Below are 17,327 nucleotides of genomic sequence, written 5' to 3' on the forward strand. Positions count from 1 at the left end.
CTCACATCTCCAACGGCTTGCGATAGGAAAGCTTCAGCAGGCGCGCGAGGTATTTTCGGGTGTCGCGCGGATCGATCATTTCTTCTGCGCCAAAGTTTTCGATAGCGCGCCAGATCGACGTTTGCGCCTCAAAGCGTTTCGTCAGTTCAGCCTTGAGCTCTGCGCGCTGTTCCGGCGGTACTGCATCAAGCTGGGCGCGGAAGGCGGCCTCGACTCCGCCTTCGATCGGCATGTCTCCCCAGGCCGCGCTTGGCCAAACCAGACGCAGGCTCATCGGATTGCGGCTCCCGGTCGCAACTCCACCGAGACCGTAGGAACGGCGAACCTGGACGGTGATCACCGGAATCTTCGCCTGCTGGATTGCCCGAAGAGCGTATGCTCCGAACTTGAGGACGCCCGCTTCCTCCGCTTTCGGGCCAACGAGGAAGCCTGGAACGTCGACCAGATAGGCAATAGGGATGTGGAAACGATCGCAAAGTTCGACGAACTTGGCCTGCTTCAACGACGACGGCACATCCAATGAACCCGCCACAAACCGCGCATCCGAAGCGAGAATGCCGACTGTGTGTCCCTCTATGCGCGCCAAGCCGGTCCGGAGCGACTTTCCATAGTCCGGAGCAATTTCAAAGAAGCTCTCCTGGTCTACCAGGCAGCGGATGAGGGCGTGCACATCGTAAGCGCGCCTGAGACTGGGCGAAACGATCCCAAGCAGTTCTTCCTGATCGTTCGCCGTCCAGTCGGCACGTACTGCCGGACGTCTGCAGACATTGTCGGGTAGATACCCAAGAACCTTCTTGATTTGCTGAAGCGCGTCATCCTCGTTGTCCGCCTGATTGTCGATAAGACCCGAGGCTCGCGTGTGGATCGAGACACCGCCAAGCGCGAACTTGTCGATTTCGAGACCCAACGCCTGCTTCACGACTGGCGGGCCGCCCGCAAACAGGCAGCCATTGTCCGAAGTCATGACCGAGAAATGGGATATATGTGCCCGGGCAGCTGAGCTGCCTGCAGTCGGACCGAGCACCGCCGCCAGAACCGGCACTTGCTCAAGCAAATCAAACATAGGGTAGGTCGGATTAGCGGACTGAAGTTCAGGATATCCTATCTGGTCCTGAAGAATTACCGAGCCTCCGACACCATTGATGAGCATTACCAAGGGGATTTTATAGCCAATCGCAAATTCTTCGATGAAACCGCCCCATCCCCCCTTGTATCGGGCAAGGTGCACGCCTGTTCCGCCACCCTCAACGCTGTAGTCTTCCGCACCGATAGCAACCGACCGGCCATCGATTTCGCACAGGCCACAGACGAATGTTGATGCCAGCAGCGACCCGTCATCGGTGGGGGTCGTAACGAAAGTGCCGATTTCAAGAAAGCTGCCGTGATCTGCGATCTTGGCAATCCTCTCGCGCGCGGTCGAACGCCCATATTTGTGCTCACGGGCGATCCTTTCGGGACCGCTCGACGCGAGCGCTATACCGCGCCGCCGTTCAAGTTCGGAAAGCAAAGCTTCCCATTCAACACTGATTTTCTGCGTCATACGTTCCCCCTCAAATTCCAATCAGGTCGGCACAAATCTTCGCCAGCTCTTTCTTGTCGACCTTCGTCGCGTTGCGGATTGGGAAGCTGTCCAGAAAGAGGATGTGACGTGGCTTCTTGTACGACGCGAGCTGCGTCAGGATGAACGACATGATTTCCTCCTTGGATGGAGCCATGTCGTTGCGCGGAACGATCGCAGCACAAACGACCTCCGTGAACTCTTCGTCGGGGAGACCGACAACGGCAACATCGATTACCGCTGGATGCTGACGAATGACATTCTCGATTTCCGCTGGATAGATGTTCTGCCCCTTGGAAATGATGAGGTCTTTGCTACGGCCGACGATATAGATCCATCCATCATCGTCCATCGTCGCAAGGTCACCGATCTTGAGCCATCCATTCCGGACCGTTTCCGCATCAAGCTGTGGAGCGTTCCAGTAGTTTCTCATGACAGACGGGCCAGCAGTCCATACGTCGCCAATCCCACCGATCGGAACGTCGTTGCCATCGGCATCGAGAAGCCGGACCGACTGGCCTGGCACGCATCGGCCGACCGAGCCAGGATGAAGCTCGATGTCTTCCCCCTCGATTAAGGTCGGAAGACCCGACTCAGTGGATCCATAAGCGATCGCAAGGTGAATGTCCGACCAGCGCCGACGAACCTCGGCAATCAGGGCAGGGGGGCAATTCTCTCCGCCCGTGTACCACCATTTCATCGATTGCAGCGGCAACGGACGACGGTCATCCGCCTCGATCATATTCCTGAACATCGATGGGAAGATTAGAGCGTGCGTTACGCCCCATTGCGCTGTGAACTCACCAAGTCGCTCGGCGCTCCAGCCCCGGCTTGGCATGATCGCTACCGTACCGCCCATGAGAAACGTCGGAATGGAGCTCTCATTCATTGCAGCCGTGTTGTACATCGGCGCGTTAAGGAGCATCACGGTGTCTCGGGTGATCCTGAACTGGGTCACCTGTTGCATGGCGCACCACATGACCGCCAATGAACGCATCACGACACCCTTGGGCTTTCCGGTTGTGCCAGACGTATAGAGGATCATCTGAATCTCGTGAGGGATTGCGGCCGCCAGGGCCGGATGGTCTCCGGCAAGGGCCTCGTACTCATCGCCGCCTCGAGCCGCTTCGAGCGTGATAATCCTTGGAGCCGCGGAGAGAGTGTTCACCGCCTCTCGAAGGACAGAAAACAGTTCGGTTTCGACGAACACCACTTTCGAACCGCTGTCTTCGACGATCGAGGCAATCTCGCTGGCGGTCAAACGGAAGCTGATCGGCACCAGCGTCAGACCTGCAAACGCGCAGGCAAAGTAGAGCTCGAATATTTCGCCACGATTGAAGAGCAAGGACGCAACTCGATCGCCCGTCTCGAGACCCATTGCACGGAGTGCACCCGCGATCTTCAGCGAACGGTTCCGAAGCTGGTGATAGGTGAGGGCGCCGTTCTCCCAAACCAGGGCCAGCTTGTCGGGACGATGCAGAGCTGACGGTCCGGAATCGCCCAGAATAGAAGACACGGTCCACCCGAGGGTAGATTCAGCATTGTTCAGCATGTTCTTTCCAATTGATCGGCAGTCGAATTCTTCACACGACCGCGTAGTTTTTCGCCTGGGCAGGCTCGACCGCTTCGCCGGCGGGCAGGCCAGCTGCCAAGCGCCGTATCCAGAATCGAACCGGGGAATGCTCTCGCAACTGGGCCATGACCCTTGGGTCCAGCAATGAGTGGATGCTCAGTCCGTCCGCCAGCCCGACCAGGTCGGCGGCTATCCGCTTTGGATCAAGCTCGGCGGGAAGGTCTCCCTGCGCTTGGGCATCTCGTATCGCCCTCGTAACTGATTTCCGCCATCCTAGAAGATAGCTTTCCAGCTCCTGGCGCAGGTCTTCTTCGGTCATGCCTTCTGCATAAAAGAAGAAGAATATCCGACACAGGGCTAGGCGGCGTTTATCGAGTGGGATGCTGCCTTCGAGGATTTGCTCAAGCGCAGCAATACCCTCTAACGTTTTTAAGACGCGTGTATTATGTTCCGCGAGAATCTCAGCTGCACGCCGAAGCCCGCCGAGAAGGAGGTCCTGACGATTGTTGAAATAGTGGCCGATCACGCCGGTGGACCATCCTGAACGATCCGCGACCTCCCTGATCGTAGCGGCGGCAATGCCCGCCTCCGATACGATATCCAGGAGAACATCGCATATCTGCCTACGTCGTTCGTTATGATCCACCAAGCGAGGCATGCCAGTCCTTCTCTAGTTCAAAGCAATCCAGCGGTTGAAGCGATCCACCACTTCAGTGATGTGCTGAGCATAATAAGCAGCGTTCTCTTCGATCGCCTTTTTAGCATTGTCTCCGGCAACGATCCAAGGCGCAACGTCGCCACCATAGGATGAACTGTCGAGTCCGACGACGTCAGTGGTGTAGGTAATCTCGTTCACCAAGGCTTTCTGGCCTTCTATGTCCGAGATGAAGTGAGCGATCATCGCCTGACCCGCAATGGCGTTGGGGGCACCGACCGGCACCGCATAGACCGCTTGCGAAAAGAGTGAGTTCTCCCATTTGATCGCCAGTGGCGCCTTATCGTTCTTGACCGCCCCATAGGCGCGGCCGCTCCAGGTGATGCCCATAGCGCATTCACCGCTCGCTAGAAGCCGGATTGCGTCATCGCCGTTCGACCACCAAAGAATTTCCGCTTTGATCGTGTCCAGCTTTGCGAAGGCTTTGTCGAGGTCCAGTGGGTAGAGTTTGTCGCGAGAAACACCGTCCGCCAGAAGCGCCGATTCCAGAACGCCGCCGAATTGCGGATACTTGAAAAGGCAACGTTTGCCCGGGAATCGTTTTAGATCATACAGATCCACGATGCTGCTTGGCGCATTGCCGCCCTCAAACTTTTCGGTATTGTAAGTAAAAACAATCCCATAGCGCAGAACGTCGATACCGTACTCGTCGTGAGCGCTCTCTCCCACCTTCTTCAGGTCGACAACGGCAGGGTCGAGTTTCTGCAGGTAACCGGCGTCACGGGCTTTGATGAAATCGCCTTTCGTCGGAAACTCGATCATGCTCCACGGAATGCTTGCTCCACTGTCCATCGCAGCAAAGAACTTCGTCATGTCGGAGTTAAAGTCACCCTTCACGGCGATGCCGGTCTCCTCCTTAAAAGCCTTGATGACCGTTTCTTCGCGTGCGCGGGTGGTCGCTCCACCTGAGCCGTCATGCCATACGAGTTCACCCGAAACCTTCGCCTTCACCTCTGACGGAAGCAGATCGGCCGCGAAGCTCCCGCCCGCGATTGGCAGGGAGAGAGTAGCGGCAAAAGCCATTGCAGCGGTAGTTGTCATTCTGTTCCCCATCGACATGGTCCTCCTAGTACCATTTGTCCGTTGCAACACAACTGTAACAAAAAGAATGCAGCTCGCAAGCCTCCGTCGCATTTTTTTATAACATTTGTCTTGCTAAACGCGCTTTCCGGCTTAAGATGACCTCAAACACTAGGAGAGGCGCGGTCGGCATGAGCGGCCTCTTGAGAGCAACTACAAGGGAACTGCAGAATGAGTTTAAAGCCCGTGGTCAGGGAGGGCGCGAGCTCCACCGATGCACCTGGCGATCGCGCAAACGGCATCGAGGTTAACGCTGTCGAAGTCCGCTTCCCGAACGGCTTTTACGGGCTCAAACAGACCAGCCTGAACATTCCCGCCGGCACCTTTTGCACGCTGCTTGGGCCTTCAGGGTCAGGCAAAACGACGCTTCTTAGAGCGATCGCCGGGTTGATAACGCCGAGTGCCGGTACGATTACGATCGGCAGCCGAGAGGTGACGTCACTCTCTGTACAGGCGCGCAACATCGGGTTCGTCTTCCAGAACTATGCGCTTTTCCCTCACATGACGGTCGCGCAAAACATCGAGTATCCTTTAAAGCTTCACAAGTGGCCCCAGGTTGAGAGGCAAGCGCGGACAAAAGAAATACTCGAACTAATCGAGCTCCCGCATGTGGCCGCACGCGCAGTCGGCGAATTGAGTGGTGGGCAACAGCAACGCGTCGCAATTGGGCGAGCACTGGCCTACCGACCGTCACTTCTGCTTCTTGATGAGCCAATGGGCGCCCTCGACCGTCGATTGCGCCAGCAACTAGGATCCGATTTGCGAGAAATTCAGCAACGGACAGGTATCACGACTGTTTATGTCACACACGATCAGGAGGAGGCGTTCATCCTTTCCGACAAGATCGCCATCATGGATGGCGGCGAAATTCTCCAATACGACACCCCCGCCGAACTCTACTTCCGACCAAATTCTCGATTTGTGGCGCGCTTTCTTGGAGAGGCGAACATCGTACCTATAGAGAGACTTGTTCCTACCGCCATCGACGAGACACGTCTCGCGGCGACGCCACTGGGTGAGATACCGGTGGCTACGAGCAGTAAAGGGGTAACGAGCGGTGAACCCCTCTCAATAGTTCTCCGGCCCGAGGACCTCTTTCTTGTAAAGGACGAACCCCGCAACGATGATTGGTCACCAGCGATCTCAGTCAGGATCGAGAAAGAACTCTTCTTGGGAAGCCGCTGTCTGGTGACCGTTTCCAGCCAAGCGGGCAACACCTTGCTTGTCGAGTGCAACAAGTCTGACGTCCCGCCTTGCGGGACGGACGCCTGGGTGACTTGGAAACGAACGTCGGCGGTTCTGATCAATCGATAAAAGCGGAGGGTCCAATGAAAAAAGTTTTGGTGGCAAACCGCGGCGAAATCGCCCTTCGCATTATTAGGGCGTGCAAGGATGCAGGTTACCAATCAGTAGCGATCGCATCTGAGGCCGATCGGCAAGCCCTGTATGCTCGGGCCGCTGATGAAGTTTTCCTTCTCAAAGGCAATTCGCCTCTGGAGACCTATCTCAACCAGGCGGCGATCCTTGGAATTGCGGATGAAAGTGGCGCGGATGCAGTACACCCCGGATATGGTCTTCTTTCGGAAAACGAAGAATTCGCAGCCGCTGTCGAGGCCGCTGGCCTGATCTGGATCGGTCCGCCAGCCGAGGCGATTGCGCAGCTCGGGGATAAGGTTAAGGCGCGCGCCATTGCTCGCAAGGTCGGGGCGCCACTTTTGCCTTCAATGGATGATGGCACCGCGACGATCGACCAGGTCCGCAAATTTGTAAAGGCGCATGGCCTCCCGGTCATTATCAAAGCCCAGAACGGCGGCGGCGGTCGCGGCATGCGTATTGTTCGCACGATGGACGAGTTGGAGCCGCAAATGGCGGCGGCAGAGCGTGAAGCAGGGCTTGCCTTCGGCCGATCCGAATGTTTCGTCGAAGTGTATGTTGAAAATGCGAGGCACGTAGAGACACAGTGCCTCGTGGATGCCGACGGGACGATAGCCGTGCTGGCCACGCGCGATTGCACTCTGCAGCGGAGGCAGCAAAAACTTATCGAGGAAGCACCAGCACCTTTCCTGTCCAACGCGCAGCGGAAACAGCTGAAGGAGGCTTCGGTTGGTATTCTCAAAGAGGTCGGCTATCGTGGCGCGGCCACCTGCGAATTTCTGATAACACCCAGGGGCGAGATTTACTTTCTTGAAGTTAACACCCGCGTCCAGGTGGAGCATCCCGTCACCGAAGAAGTCACCGGCATCGACATCATTCGCGAGATGTTCAACATCGCCGAGGGAAAGCTCCTAACCTTCACGGATCCGCCGGTGCGTGGCCATTCAATCGAGTTCCGCATCAATGCGGAAGATCCCTGGGCGGACTTTCGGCCGGTCCCAGGCAAGCTAACGCGCCTTCGGGTTCCAGGTGGTCCAGGCGTTCGTGTCGATTTCGGTTATGGCGAGGGGGATACGATCCCGCCCTACTATGACTCTCTTATGGGGAAGCTCATAGTGACGGGCTGCGACCGTGCGCAGGCGTTGGCGCGAGCTTCGCGGGCTCTGGCTGAACTTGAAGTGGAGGGTGTCCAGACAATCGTTCCGCTTCACCGGGCAATCCTAAACCGGGAAGAATTCATCGGGACGTACGAACCGGAATTCATCGTCCATACGCGCTGGATCGACTCAGAAATAGAGCGACTGTCAAAGGAGGCACGGGAGCTCGCTGAACAACCTTCTATCCAGCAGGAAATAAATGTCGACGAGCCCGAACCTAGTAATGGAGAGATTTCTGAACCGCCGATGTATCGGCGGGGCATCAAGGCGCCCCTCTCCGGCATAGTGTTGGAAATGTGCGTCAAGGAAGGGGATAAAATCAGTCGAGGCGACGTGGTTGCCATCATGGAGTCGATGAAGATGGAGCAGTCGATCGTGGCCGAGGAGGGGGGCGTCGTCGCTAAGATCAACGTTGAAAGGGGTGCATTCATAGAAATGGATGCCGATCTGCTGGGGCTAGACTAATGCCCAGCGCGACATTCTCATCCATCGCCGATCACGAGCGACCGCAGCTTAACGCCCTACTGACGTTGAAGACCGTCGTCGAGAAGGACTGGATCGACTACAACGGTCATATGACGGAATGGCAATATTACAAGGTTTTGGCAGACGCCGGTGAGAATTTCCTGCGTGCGATGGGCTTCACCGAGGAATACAGGCTGAAGGGGTTTAGCTTCTTTTCCGTTGAGGGACATTTGAGGAACCTGAAGGAATGCCGTACCGGCACGCCATTGCTAGTTTACACTGAGATGATTGGCTTCGATGACATCCGCCTCCAGATCTATCAGTATGTGTTGAATGAATCTGAGGATGTCGTCGTGGCGACGGGGGAACACATGATGGTACATGTTGATACCAATTATCGGAAAGCCACCCCCGTCGGCAACTACATGCGCGAATGCCTGACACGTGCCCTGATGACCTGGAGCCCCTATCAGGAGCCGAAGGGTCTTTCGGCGTCGATCCGGAGGGTGAAATTGCACTGTCGGACGTGAAACAGGGGCCTGTTTGTTATCCGATACACGCCTCTAGAATGGTGCGCCTAGATTCGAGCCTGCCCTCTTTGATCTGCATATTACCAGTCGCCGTTTTGGCGGGGAGAGGTCGCCTTTGGTGCCCCACCGATTTTCGTGAGCAACCGGCGGCGAACGCGATCGGAAATGGCCAAAGGCTGAAGGTAACCCCACCTGCCCAACGTTTTTCGAGCTGCCATTAGCAAGGGATCTTTGTGCGGCGACGAATGTACCAGAGTCCTTCGAAAAGCATACTGCGTCGGCGACGTTGCGCAGGCGGAGGAGTAGTGAACGCCGCGGCGTACGGTTTGCTGATCTAAGGCGAGCGTTTAGATTATGAGATCTTCGTAATTGGTGGCAGATCAAGCATTGGCCTGTCGCCGAGCTTTTGAACAAACCACTCGGCCGCAACACGGCTGGATTGCTCGAATTGATTTGTATAGGGGGAGAAATGGCCTCCAGGCAAAATCTCGAGCGCTTTCGGCTCTCCAGCGCGGTCGAAGGCATCCAATGCCAAGTCAGTTGGCGTGAGATGGTCGTCCTCGGCCACGATCATTAACAATGGAGTTGGGCTAATAAGCCTGATGAATGCTCCTGGTTCATTTGCTTTTGCCAGTTCAAGGCTCCGCAGGGTTACTTGCGGATTCCAGTTTGAAGCCACTTCAGCTGAACGGCAAAAGTACTCGTAACTGTCCGCTCCTGGCAACGCGCACGGTAGTTGAGGATCACTCGTCACTACATCAACATAGGCGCGGTCGTTTCCAAGGACCCTAGCCACGCGATCTTCTGAGAGACTTCTCCTCAATTCCGTAGCTTGCGGCGTCGTGGCTCTGCGAACAGCGACTTTCGAGCCGCTAATCGTCGGAACCTGGGCTACGACAGCTTTTACACGCCGGTCCTGCGCAGCTACTACCAAGACATGTCCACCACTGTAGCTCGTACCCCATATGCCGATGCGCTCGGGGTCAGGGCCGTTCATGGTCTGGACAAAGGTTACGGCGTCACGGTAGCCCCGTCGCTGCCGCTCCGGATCAACCTCGTATCTCGGTTCTCCCTCGCTCTCGCCAAAGCATCCGTGATCGTAGACCAGCACCCCAAGTCCATGCGCGGCAAATACCTCGGCGTATCGGTCGAGATATTGCTCCTTTACGGCAGAGAACCCGTGGGTCAAAATCACCGTGGGAAAGGGGGACGCGATTTCTGTCGGCCGATAGAACCAGCCCCGCAGGCGGTCTCCCTCGGACCAGAAGGCCACGTTACTTCGCATTGCTCACTTCCTTTTGCCGGTCCTGTTTGGTCGACTGTTCAGCGTCCGAGCGACTCAAAACGCCCTCTCGAGCTCCGGAAGGACATCGAAGAGATCGGCAACGAGGCCGTAGTCGGCGACCTGGAAGATCGGCGCCTCCTCGTCCGTGTTGATGGCGACGATCACCTTGGAGTCCTTCATGCCGGCGAGGTGCTGGATGGCGCCGGAGATGCCGCAGGCGATGTAGAGGTCAGGCGCGACCACCTTGCCGGTCTGCCCGACCTGCCAGTCGTTCGGCGCATAGCCGGCATCGACGGCAGCACGCGAGGCTCCGACGGCGGCGCCGAGCTTGTCGGCAACCGGCAGGATCACTTGCCTGAACTTCTCCGAGGAGCCGAGCGCCCGGCCGCCGGAGATGATGATCTTCGCCGAGGTCAGCTCCGGGCGGTCTGAAGAGGACAGCGCGTCGGAAACGAACCGCGACAAATCGGAAAAAGCGGCTGCCGTCGGGACCTGTTCGACGGCAGCCGAGTCACCCGCCGAAGCGGGGGGGAAAGACGAGGTGCGGACGGTGATGACTTTCTTCGCTTCGGTCGTCTGCACCGTCTGGATGGCATTGCCGGCATAGATCGGCCGCTTGAAGGTATCCGGCGAAACCACCTCGATGATCTCGGAGACCTGCGCCACGTCGAGAAGTGCGGCAACCCGCGGCATGACGTTCTTGCCGACCGAGGTGGCGGCGGCGACAATCGTGTCATAGTTGCCGGCGAGCGAGACGATGAGGGCCGCCAGCGGCTCGGCGAGATTGTGGGCGAGCGAGGCATCCTCGGCGACGAGCGCCTTGGCGACGCCCGAGAGCTTCGCCGCCTGCTGGGCGACGGCCTCGACGCCGGAACCCGCAACGAGCACATGCACGTCGCCGCCGATCTTGGTCGCCGCCGTCAGCGCCTTCGCCGTCTGGTCGGAAAGGTGGGTGTTGTCGTGGTCAGCCAGAAGCAGAATGGCCATGATGGAATCTCCCTTTCCTTGAACCTTAGAGGACGCCGGCTTCGGTCTTGAGCTTCTCGACGAGCTCGGCGACCGACTTCACCTTGATGCCGGCCTTGCGGCCCGACGGCTCTTCCGTCTTCAGAACTTTGAGCCGCGGGCTCGTGTCGACGCCGAAATCGGCCGGCGTCTTCTTGTCGAGCGGCTTCTTCTTCGCCTTCATGATGTTCGGCAGCGAGGCGTAGCGCGGCTCGTTCAGGCGCAAGTCGGTGGTGACCACGGCCGGCAGCTTCAGTTCCACCGTCTGCAGCCCGCCGTCGACCTCGCGGGTGACATTGACCTTGCCGTCACCGATCTCGACCTTGGAGGCGAAGGTGCCCTGCGGCCAGCCCAACAGCGCCGAGAGCATCTGACCGGTCTGGTTGGAATCGTCGTCGATCGCCTGCTTGCCGACAATGATCAGCCCCGGCTGTTCGGCCTCGGCCACACCCTTGACGATCTTGGCGACGGCGAGCGGTTCGACCTGGTCCTCGGTCTCGACGAGGATCGCCCGGTCGGCGCCCATCGCAAGCGCGGTGCGGAGCGTCTCTTCGGCCTTGGCCGGTCCGATCGAGACGACGACGACTTCGCTCGCCTTGCCGGCTTCCTTGAGGCGCAGCGCCTCTTCGACCGAGATTTCGTCGAACGGGTTCATCGACATCTTGACATTGGCAAGCTCGACGCCCGTGCCGTCCGCCTTCACGCGGATCTTCACGTTGAAGTCGACGACCCGCTTCACCGTTACTAGGATTTTCAACTTTTCAGCCTCCATTATGATCAGTTCGAAAAGGAGTGGCGCGTGTTCAGTCTGCAAAGCAGGGGTCTACACGTGCACTGATCCGCGCGCCGTCTAGTCCGCAGCACTTGCGGAGCTGAAATATCCAGCCGTGGAGCCACCATCGAGCGCGATGATTGCGCCGTTCAGGTAAGATCCTGCCGGGGACGATATGAATGCAGCGAGCTCAGCAACATCGTTCGGACGCGCAAATCGCCCGAGGGGCACCGTTTTCTCGTAGAAGCCGCGATCGGAAGGGTTATCAGCAAAGAGCTGGTCCAACATCGGCGTTTCGACGAATCCTGGACAAATCGCGTTGCACCGAACTCCCTGTGGGCCGTGATCCAAGGCCATCGATTTGATCAGACCTACAACCCCGTGTTTGCTTGCGCAGTAGGCAGCGTAACCCGTCGCCCCCTGTGTGCCGGCATCGGATGCGATGGCGGTGAAGCTTCCCCTTCTTTTCATCAGGGAAGGCATGGCGTTCTTGGCAAGCAGAAATGTTCCCTTGAGGTTGACGTCCAGCACAAAATCAAAGCTCGCCTCGTCCATTTCAATGACTGTTCCTAGGCGCGCCACGCCTGCACAATGGACGACGTTGTCAACGCCACCATGCGCGTCAACCTCAGCGAAGAGGGCCTTGAGCTTCGCGTTATCGGTCACATCAGCTTGGAAAAGCTTGACCGTTCCGCCCGCGGCATCCACGTTCGCGAAAACGCTTCGAAGACGATCGATGTCCCGGTCGATCAAGAAGACATTTGCGCCACGATCGAAAAGGCGACGCGCAACGGCAGCACCAATGCCCGAAGCAGCCCCTGTAATGACGGCGTTTTCGCGCGCCGCCGGCAATCCCATGTCTTGCTGACTGCTCATACCGGGAGTCCGTTTGCTGTGGACAGCCAACGCGGCTCGCCTCGTTTCGAGCGATCCTGACGAACCCATTGCGGTTGGCCGTATATAGACTGCCCGCCGTCGACGAGCAGGGATGCCCCTGTTATGAAGCCAGCGGCGGGGCCCGCCAGAAACGCGACCGCCTCTGCGACATCTTCCGCCTTACCGAGGCGCCCGACGGGTGTTTCCTGGAGCAATGCTTCCCTGCAGCCAGGAACTTCAAGCATTGGCCGGGTCATTGCGGTCTCCACAACACCAGGAAGAACAGAGTTCGTCCGGATACCGTAAATACCAAGCTCTGCTGCCATGGTCCTCGTGAGCATCAGCAGCGCTGCCTTGGTGGCGCTGTATGCGCCCGTCTGGTCGGCGTGGAACAGAGCGAGGCAGGAGGAAATGAGGGTTATGCTGCCTCCCTGGCCACCTGCAACCATGTTGCGCGCGACTGCCTGGCAGAGATGAAAGGTGCCGTTCAGATTGATATCGACGTGCAGGTCCCAGACCTTTTTCGATGTCTCGAGAAAACCACCAAATCTTGCGAATCCAGCATTGGCGACAAAGGTCCCGATCGAACCAAATTGGCCGCCGATTTCGGCAATAGCCCTGTTGAGAGCGTCCGGATCGGTCTGGTCAGCAGGAAGGACGAGCACCTTTCGGGCGCCGTCGCGACGCAGTTCCTCTTCAACCCCGCCGAGGTTGGCAACATCACGATCCAACAGGACGATGTCTCGGCCGTCGCGTGCAAATCGGGCCGCGAGCGCCCTGCCCATCTCGCCACCGGCGCCGCTGATCACCACGCAGGGAAAATCGCTCATCGTCCGCGCTCCTTCAGTGATTGCTCCAAATCAAGCGCTTTGTTGAGTTCAACAACCGCAGAGCGCGTCCACCGGGCAAATCGGCTTCGCGCACCGGGCAAAGTCCATTCGAAGTTGAGGGGCGTGAGAGCCGCGTCGCCTCGCGAGAGGACCCAGGAATCAGAACCGGGCCGGTGCTCGAAAATGGGATCGAGTTCTGGATGCGTACCGAAGAGCAGCCATCCAGGACCATTTTCAGTTTCGACAGACGGAATGCGGGATGGATCCCAGACGCGGCGATCGAGGCTCGCAATCTTGACCTCGCGAGCGGGGCGGGCGGGTGCATTGAGGTTCAAAACAGACCGGGCAGGAAGTTTGGACCGATCCCTGATCATCAGCTTGGTGAGCTCTGCCATAATTTTGGCGCCCCAGCTGAAATCATAGTCCGTCAGATCGACCAGTCGAAACCTTCCATCTCGCGACTGCTGAGATGCGGCGAGTGCCGGAAAACCCAACAACGCACCTTCGATCGCCGATCCGAGCGTGCTCGAATAGGTTGCGTCATCGCCAAGATTGGCCCCTTCGTTGATGCCGGAGACAACGGCTTCGATTTCAGAGGCAAGGCCGGACAGAACGGCGACGCGAACACAATCGGTTGGCGTGCCATTCGTGGCATAGACCGGGTTTACTTCGTCACCGCCCGCCCTAGTAAGCGTAATCGCCTTGCGAAACGAGGCGGAGCGCGATGTGCCGCTTCTCGGTCCGTCGGGCGCAACCGTGAGCACCTGGACTCCGCTTGCGATCAGCGCATCGCGAGCCGCCGCAACGCCGGGAGACTGGTAGCCATCGTCATTTGTGAGCAAGACTTTCACTTCGGGTCGCCTTTCTGGATGCTATGTTCAAGCCGCGAGCGAGAGCCTATCCGGCACGAGCTTCGCAGCATTGGGGACGGTGACCGGCTTGCCGAGGATAGCCCACTCCGCAGCAAGGGCTCCCGTCAGGGCGCCGCTCGTAACACCTGTGCCACCCATGCCTGCGACGACAATTACGGAAGGATCCGCGGCATAGGGGCCGATCTGGAACTCCCCGTCCAGGCTCAACGGGTAGAGGCCGTGCCAACCGTTCTTGAAGCCGAGATCGTCAATTCGCAGCCGATCGCTGACGAGCTGTGCGACGTCGAGAAAATAGTCGTCCCCGTCCGGCGGGCTATAGGCGTCGGGGTTACTGACTTCGTGGCCTTCGACCGAGTAATAGGTGTGGAGTCCGGCGATCAGCGAATCCTCGCCATCCTGCCTGAAGTAGATGCCGGCGCCGTTCTGCCCCGGCATATAGAAATTGCACATTGGAACGACGTAATCGAGCTTGCGGGGCAGCTTGACGATGATCACCTCGTGTACCTCGGGTTTGATCGGTGCCGCGTGCCCCAGAATATCGCCAACGCGCCCCGCCCATGCGCCGCCGGCGTTGATCACCACGTCACATTCGAACTCGCCGCGAGTCGTTGAAAGCACGTGCGTTGACCCGCGTTTTTCGTAAGCGAGCACTTCGGTGTTGTTCATGACCTTCGCGCCAAGATCGCGTGCTTCGTCGATCAGGGCGGAGCAAAGGAGGTGTCCGTCCAGATGTCCGTCGTTGACGCCGTAAAGACCAGCGACGACGTCGTCGCATTGCAAATCGGGAACGAGAGCCTGCAACTCCTTCTGCGACAGTATCCGCGTATCGTCTGCTCCGAAGCTTTTGATCGTGGCGAGCGCGGTTTCAAGTTTTGGAATGTCCGCTTCGGTCGTGGCGATGCGGATGTTGCCGATGCGGGCAAGGGGCAGACTGCGCTTGCGTTCGAGTTCGAACAATATTTCGCGTGACCGGACGCGGATCTCGATCTGCAACGGGTCGAGCGTCTGGGTGTTGTATACCCCGGCCGATCGCCCGGACGAGCCGCATGCCGGCGTGCCTTTTTCCAGAACGACAACCTCCTTTGCATGCAATTGCGCCGCCCTGCGTGCCGCGCCGCAGCCTGCGACGCCTGCTCCGATAATGGCGATACGTGGGGTCATGGCCGTCTTCCTTCAGAACAAGGGGCGAATGGTTTCGTAGACGTAGAGCGTCGCCAGTGTCCCGCAGTCGACCGGCAAGTCCACTCCGGTAATGGCGGAAGCCTTGTCGGAGGCGAGAAAGACCACGGCGTTGGCGAGTTCGGGTATTTCGACAAGGCGCTTCATCGGCACGCGCTGGAAGTCCGTCATCATGTGCCGGAGCGCCTTCTCGGAGACGAACTCCTCCACCATCTGGGTGCGCGTCCAGCCGGGGCTGACGGAATTTATGCGGATATTGTGTTTCGCGAGTTCGACCGCCGCATTCTTCGTGAGACCGACGAGACCGGCCTTGGCGGCGACATAGGAGCCTTGCGGGCCATCATAGCCGTTGGCGTCAATCGAGGCGATATTGATCACCGACCCGCCGCTACCGTCGCGCATCCTGCGCGCTGCTCGCTGCGTTACCAGGAATGCACCTGTGAGATCCGTGCCAACGGTCTTGTTCCAACCTTCGAGCGAAATATCGAGGAATTCAGCCTCGTCGACGATGCCTGCATTGTTGACGACAATCTGAAGACTGCCATGTTCCGCCCATATTGCGTCCAGCACCCGCTCGACTTCGTCCGGATCACTGACACTCCCGGTATGGACCGTTGCCTTGCCTCCGCCGGCCGCTATCCGCGCCGCCACTTCTTCAAGTGGAGCACTGCTCCGGCCCATGAGTGCGACCGTGGCGCCAGCCTGAGCCAGGCCCTCGGCGATACCGGCACCGATCCCCCGGCCGCCGCCCGTGACGAGCGCCACCTTCCCTTCAAGTTCCCGCATCATGCCACCTCCCTTGGGCTCAATTCTCCTGCGACCAGGTCGCGAATTCTCAGCCGCTCCGTTGCGACGCCGTCTTCAAGCCGGAACAGAGACAAGCCGCCGCCACCGGTGCTGACGCGCCGCAGGGTCTCAAAGAAGTCTGCGGGGCGGACCACTTCCGGCGCAAAGGCCCCTCGGCGTTTGATCTTTCCATCCAACATCAACAACGCTCCGGCCGCAGCCGGGATGCCAGTCGAATCGTCCATTCCACCATCGCTACCGGCCGCAAACCTCAAGCCGGAACCGCCCGTATGCACGTCAATGATCATACCGCTCCCGATACGGGGCGCTCCAACGCGTCTCTCCCTGTAATGACGGAACAGGCTGGCCGCCGGGTCGGTGAATTCTCCGCCGGAGCGCTGCTCGTCAGCGATATGCGCGAGAGCCCAGGCCGTAATCAGTGCTTCCTCCGGATTTAGTCCACCGAAGTTGGAAGCGCGCTTCACCGGAAGAAAACGAGGCACCGTCAGCGGCTCGGGATGGGCGAGTCGTACGACCGACTGAATGCCGACCGGCGCCGGAAAGTCGACCTGCCGACGCTCCAAGCCGTCCCAACCTGTTACCGCATGTATCGTACCGTCCGCATCAACCAGATTGAAGCAATGCCAAAAGTGTCGGATAGCTGCTTCGGTCAGATCGGCCACATCGACGGTCCAATAGATGTCCACGTCGTCGACGGGACCGAGATGGTCGATCGCACTTCGGATCAGTATGTTTGTTGTTCCGGGGGAGGAGCCCATTCCGATGAGTGCGGAAATACCGGCCTCCTTCGCGCGCGCATCCCGCTCGAGCATGGGCAGCGTGATGTCCGCGTCGTCGCAGATATCAAGATAGTCCGTCTTCGTTTCGATCGCTGCATCGAGGATGGTGAAGCCGGTCTTGTAGTAAGGGCCGGCCATGTTCACGACGAGGGATGTCGATTCCAACAGCTTGCGCAAGGTCTCGGGCTGTGCAAGCGGGTTTAATTCCTGGACTGCGAAGCCCATCTCTTCCGTTGCAGCACGTGCCTGTGGCCGCCAGGCACGGTCGATTGCAAGCCAGCCCTCAGTCGCATCCGCCCTCGCAATGCCGCGCAACATTGCTTGTGCTTGCGATCCGCCTGCACCGATTACAATTGTCTTCCATTGACGGGCCATTAGAGCCACTCCTTGATTCTCACTACTTCGAGACAAGCCGTTCGGGCGGCCCGGTGATCGAATACTCCCGTTGCAGCTGGTTGAGCGTCTACCTC

Annotated in this window: 16 protein-coding genes; 3 read left to right on the forward strand and 13 right to left on the reverse strand. The window is 58.6% G+C overall.

Annotated elements, in window-relative coordinates:
* Window position 1 precedes the first annotated feature (1 nt).
* Genes M728_RS29575 through M728_RS29590 form a run of 4 tightly spaced genes read right to left on the reverse strand, consistent with a single transcriptional unit; the run spans window position 2 to window position 4,887 of the window.
* Entirely contained in the window at window positions 2–1,540 is a 1,539-nt protein-coding gene (locus M728_RS29575) for an acyl-CoA carboxylase subunit beta (protein ID WP_034884497.1), read from the reverse strand.
* 10 nt (window positions 1,541–1,550) lie between these two features.
* Entirely contained in the window at window positions 1,551–3,110 is a 1,560-nt protein-coding gene (locus M728_RS29580; protein WP_026622892.1) for a class I adenylate-forming enzyme family protein, read from the reverse strand.
* Between the two features lie 31 nt (window positions 3,111–3,141).
* Entirely contained in the window at window positions 3,142–3,789 is a 648-nt protein-coding gene (locus M728_RS29585) for a TetR/AcrR family transcriptional regulator (protein WP_051441061.1), read from the reverse strand.
* Between the two features lie 12 nt (window positions 3,790–3,801).
* Window positions 3,802–4,887 (reverse strand): extracellular solute-binding protein, encoded by a 1,086-nt coding sequence (locus tag M728_RS29590; RefSeq protein ID WP_198023440.1) that lies wholly within the window; start codon window positions 4,885–4,887, stop codon window positions 3,802–3,804.
* A 210-nt stretch (window positions 4,888–5,097) separates the two neighbouring features.
* On the opposite strand from M728_RS29590, the gene M728_RS29595 reads away from it, so the two are divergent.
* From M728_RS29595 to M728_RS29605, 3 genes are read left to right on the forward strand one after another with little or no spacing between them, the layout of a single operon-like run.
* Window positions 5,098–6,240, forward strand: coding sequence for an ABC transporter ATP-binding protein (locus M728_RS29595; protein WP_051441060.1), 1,143 nt, complete (start codon window positions 5,098–5,100; stop codon window positions 6,238–6,240).
* Window positions 6,241–6,254: 14 nt separating this feature from the next.
* Window positions 6,255–7,922 carry a biotin carboxylase N-terminal domain-containing protein gene (locus M728_RS29600; protein ID WP_026622889.1) on the forward strand — a complete coding sequence of 556 codons (1,668 nt, stop codon included), beginning with the start codon at window positions 6,255–6,257 and terminating at the stop codon, window positions 7,920–7,922.
* On the forward strand, window positions 7,922–8,452 hold the full coding sequence (locus tag M728_RS29605; RefSeq protein WP_051441059.1) for a thioesterase family protein: 531 nt from the start codon (window positions 7,922–7,924) through the stop codon (window positions 8,450–8,452). Before M728_RS29600 ends, M728_RS29605 begins: the two co-directional genes overlap by 1 nt.
* 352 nt (window positions 8,453–8,804) lie before the next feature.
* Here M728_RS29605 and M728_RS29610 read toward each other — a convergent pair whose 3' ends face one another.
* The 9 genes from M728_RS29610 to M728_RS29650 all read right to left on the reverse strand — a co-directional run bounded on the left by M728_RS29610 (window position 8,805) and on the right by M728_RS29650 (window position 17,232).
* On the reverse strand, window positions 8,805–9,737 hold the full coding sequence (locus tag M728_RS29610; RefSeq protein ID WP_026622888.1) for an alpha/beta hydrolase: 933 nt from the start codon (window positions 9,735–9,737) through the stop codon (window positions 8,805–8,807).
* A gap of 54 nt (window positions 9,738–9,791) precedes the next feature.
* Window positions 9,792–10,724, reverse strand: a complete 933-nt coding sequence (locus M728_RS29615) for an electron transfer flavoprotein subunit alpha/FixB family protein (RefSeq protein ID WP_370906549.1) — start codon at window positions 10,722–10,724, stop codon at window positions 9,792–9,794.
* 25 nt (window positions 10,725–10,749) lie between these two features.
* Window positions 10,750–11,499, reverse strand: a complete 750-nt coding sequence (locus tag M728_RS29620) for an electron transfer flavoprotein subunit beta/FixA family protein (RefSeq protein ID WP_370906450.1) — start codon at window positions 11,497–11,499, stop codon at window positions 10,750–10,752.
* 93 nt (window positions 11,500–11,592) lie between these two features.
* Window positions 11,593–12,390, reverse strand: coding sequence for an SDR family NAD(P)-dependent oxidoreductase (locus M728_RS29625; protein WP_198023419.1), 798 nt, complete (start codon window positions 12,388–12,390; stop codon window positions 11,593–11,595).
* Complete coding sequence (locus M728_RS29630) at window positions 12,387–13,220, reverse strand: SDR family NAD(P)-dependent oxidoreductase (RefSeq protein WP_026622236.1); 834 nt, start codon at window positions 13,218–13,220, stop codon at window positions 12,387–12,389. The genes M728_RS29625 and M728_RS29630 overlap by 4 nt, the downstream gene beginning before the upstream one ends.
* The gene (gene surE, locus M728_RS29635) at window positions 13,217–14,071 is read right to left on the reverse strand and encodes a 5'/3'-nucleotidase SurE (protein ID WP_084044626.1); all 855 of its coding nucleotides are present in this window, start codon (window positions 14,069–14,071) and stop codon (window positions 13,217–13,219) included. Before surE ends, M728_RS29630 begins: the two co-directional genes overlap by 4 nt.
* Window positions 14,072–14,098: 27 nt before the next feature.
* Window positions 14,099–15,253: an FAD-binding oxidoreductase gene (locus M728_RS29640; protein WP_026622234.1), complete on the reverse strand. Its 1,155-nt coding sequence runs from the start codon at window positions 15,251–15,253 to the stop codon at window positions 14,099–14,101.
* Between the two features lie 12 nt (window positions 15,254–15,265).
* Entirely contained in the window at window positions 15,266–16,060 is a 795-nt protein-coding gene (locus M728_RS29645; RefSeq protein ID WP_051440980.1) for an SDR family NAD(P)-dependent oxidoreductase, read from the reverse strand.
* The gene (locus tag M728_RS29650; protein ID WP_026622233.1) at window positions 16,057–17,232 is read right to left on the reverse strand and encodes a saccharopine dehydrogenase family protein; all 1,176 of its coding nucleotides are present in this window, start codon (window positions 17,230–17,232) and stop codon (window positions 16,057–16,059) included. The genes M728_RS29645 and M728_RS29650 overlap by 4 nt, the downstream gene beginning before the upstream one ends.
* Window positions 17,233–17,327 lie beyond the last annotated feature (95 nt).

It is taken from the genome of Ensifer sp. WSM1721, assembly GCF_000513895.2.
GTDB lineage: Bacteria > Pseudomonadota > Alphaproteobacteria > Rhizobiales > Rhizobiaceae > Sinorhizobium.

Bases quoted from the DNA above. Each gene is read 5' to 3' on its own strand.
- M728_RS29575 (WP_034884497.1), bottom strand. From the start codon at position 1,540: ATGACGCAGAAAATCAGTGTTGAATGGGAAGCTTTGCTTTCCGAACTT.
- M728_RS29580 (WP_026622892.1), bottom strand. From the start codon at position 3,110: ATGCTGAACAATGCTGAATCTACCCTCGGGTGGACCGTGTCTTCTATT.
- M728_RS29585 (WP_051441061.1), bottom strand. From the start codon at position 3,789: ATGCCTCGCTTGGTGGATCATAACGAACGACGTAGGCAGATATGCGAT.
- M728_RS29590 (WP_198023440.1), bottom strand. From the start codon at position 4,887: ATGACAACTACCGCTGCAATGGCTTTTGCCGCTACTCTCTCCCTGCCA.
- M728_RS29595 (WP_051441060.1), top strand. From the start codon at position 5,098: ATGAGTTTAAAGCCCGTGGTCAGGGAGGGCGCGAGCTCCACCGATGCA.
- M728_RS29600 (WP_026622889.1), top strand. From the start codon at position 6,255: ATGAAAAAAGTTTTGGTGGCAAACCGCGGCGAAATCGCCCTTCGCATT.
- M728_RS29605 (WP_051441059.1), top strand. From the start codon at position 7,922: ATGCCCAGCGCGACATTCTCATCCATCGCCGATCACGAGCGACCGCAG.
- M728_RS29610 (WP_026622888.1), bottom strand. From the start codon at position 9,737: ATGCGAAGTAACGTGGCCTTCTGGTCCGAGGGAGACCGCCTGCGGGGC.
- M728_RS29615 (WP_370906549.1), bottom strand. From the start codon at position 10,724: ATGGCCATTCTGCTTCTGGCTGACCACGACAACACCCACCTTTCCGAC.
- M728_RS29625 (WP_198023419.1), bottom strand. From the start codon at position 12,390: ATGAGCAGTCAGCAAGACATGGGATTGCCGGCGGCGCGCGAAAACGCC.
- M728_RS29630 (WP_026622236.1), bottom strand. From the start codon at position 13,220: ATGAGCGATTTTCCCTGCGTGGTGATCAGCGGCGCCGGTGGCGAGATG.
- M728_RS29640 (WP_026622234.1), bottom strand. From the start codon at position 15,253: ATGACCCCACGTATCGCCATTATCGGAGCAGGCGTCGCAGGCTGCGGC.
- M728_RS29645 (WP_051440980.1), bottom strand. From the start codon at position 16,060: ATGATGCGGGAACTTGAAGGGAAGGTGGCGCTCGTCACGGGCGGCGGC.
- M728_RS29650 (WP_026622233.1), bottom strand. From the start codon at position 17,232: ATGGCCCGTCAATGGAAGACAATTGTAATCGGTGCAGGCGGATCGCAA.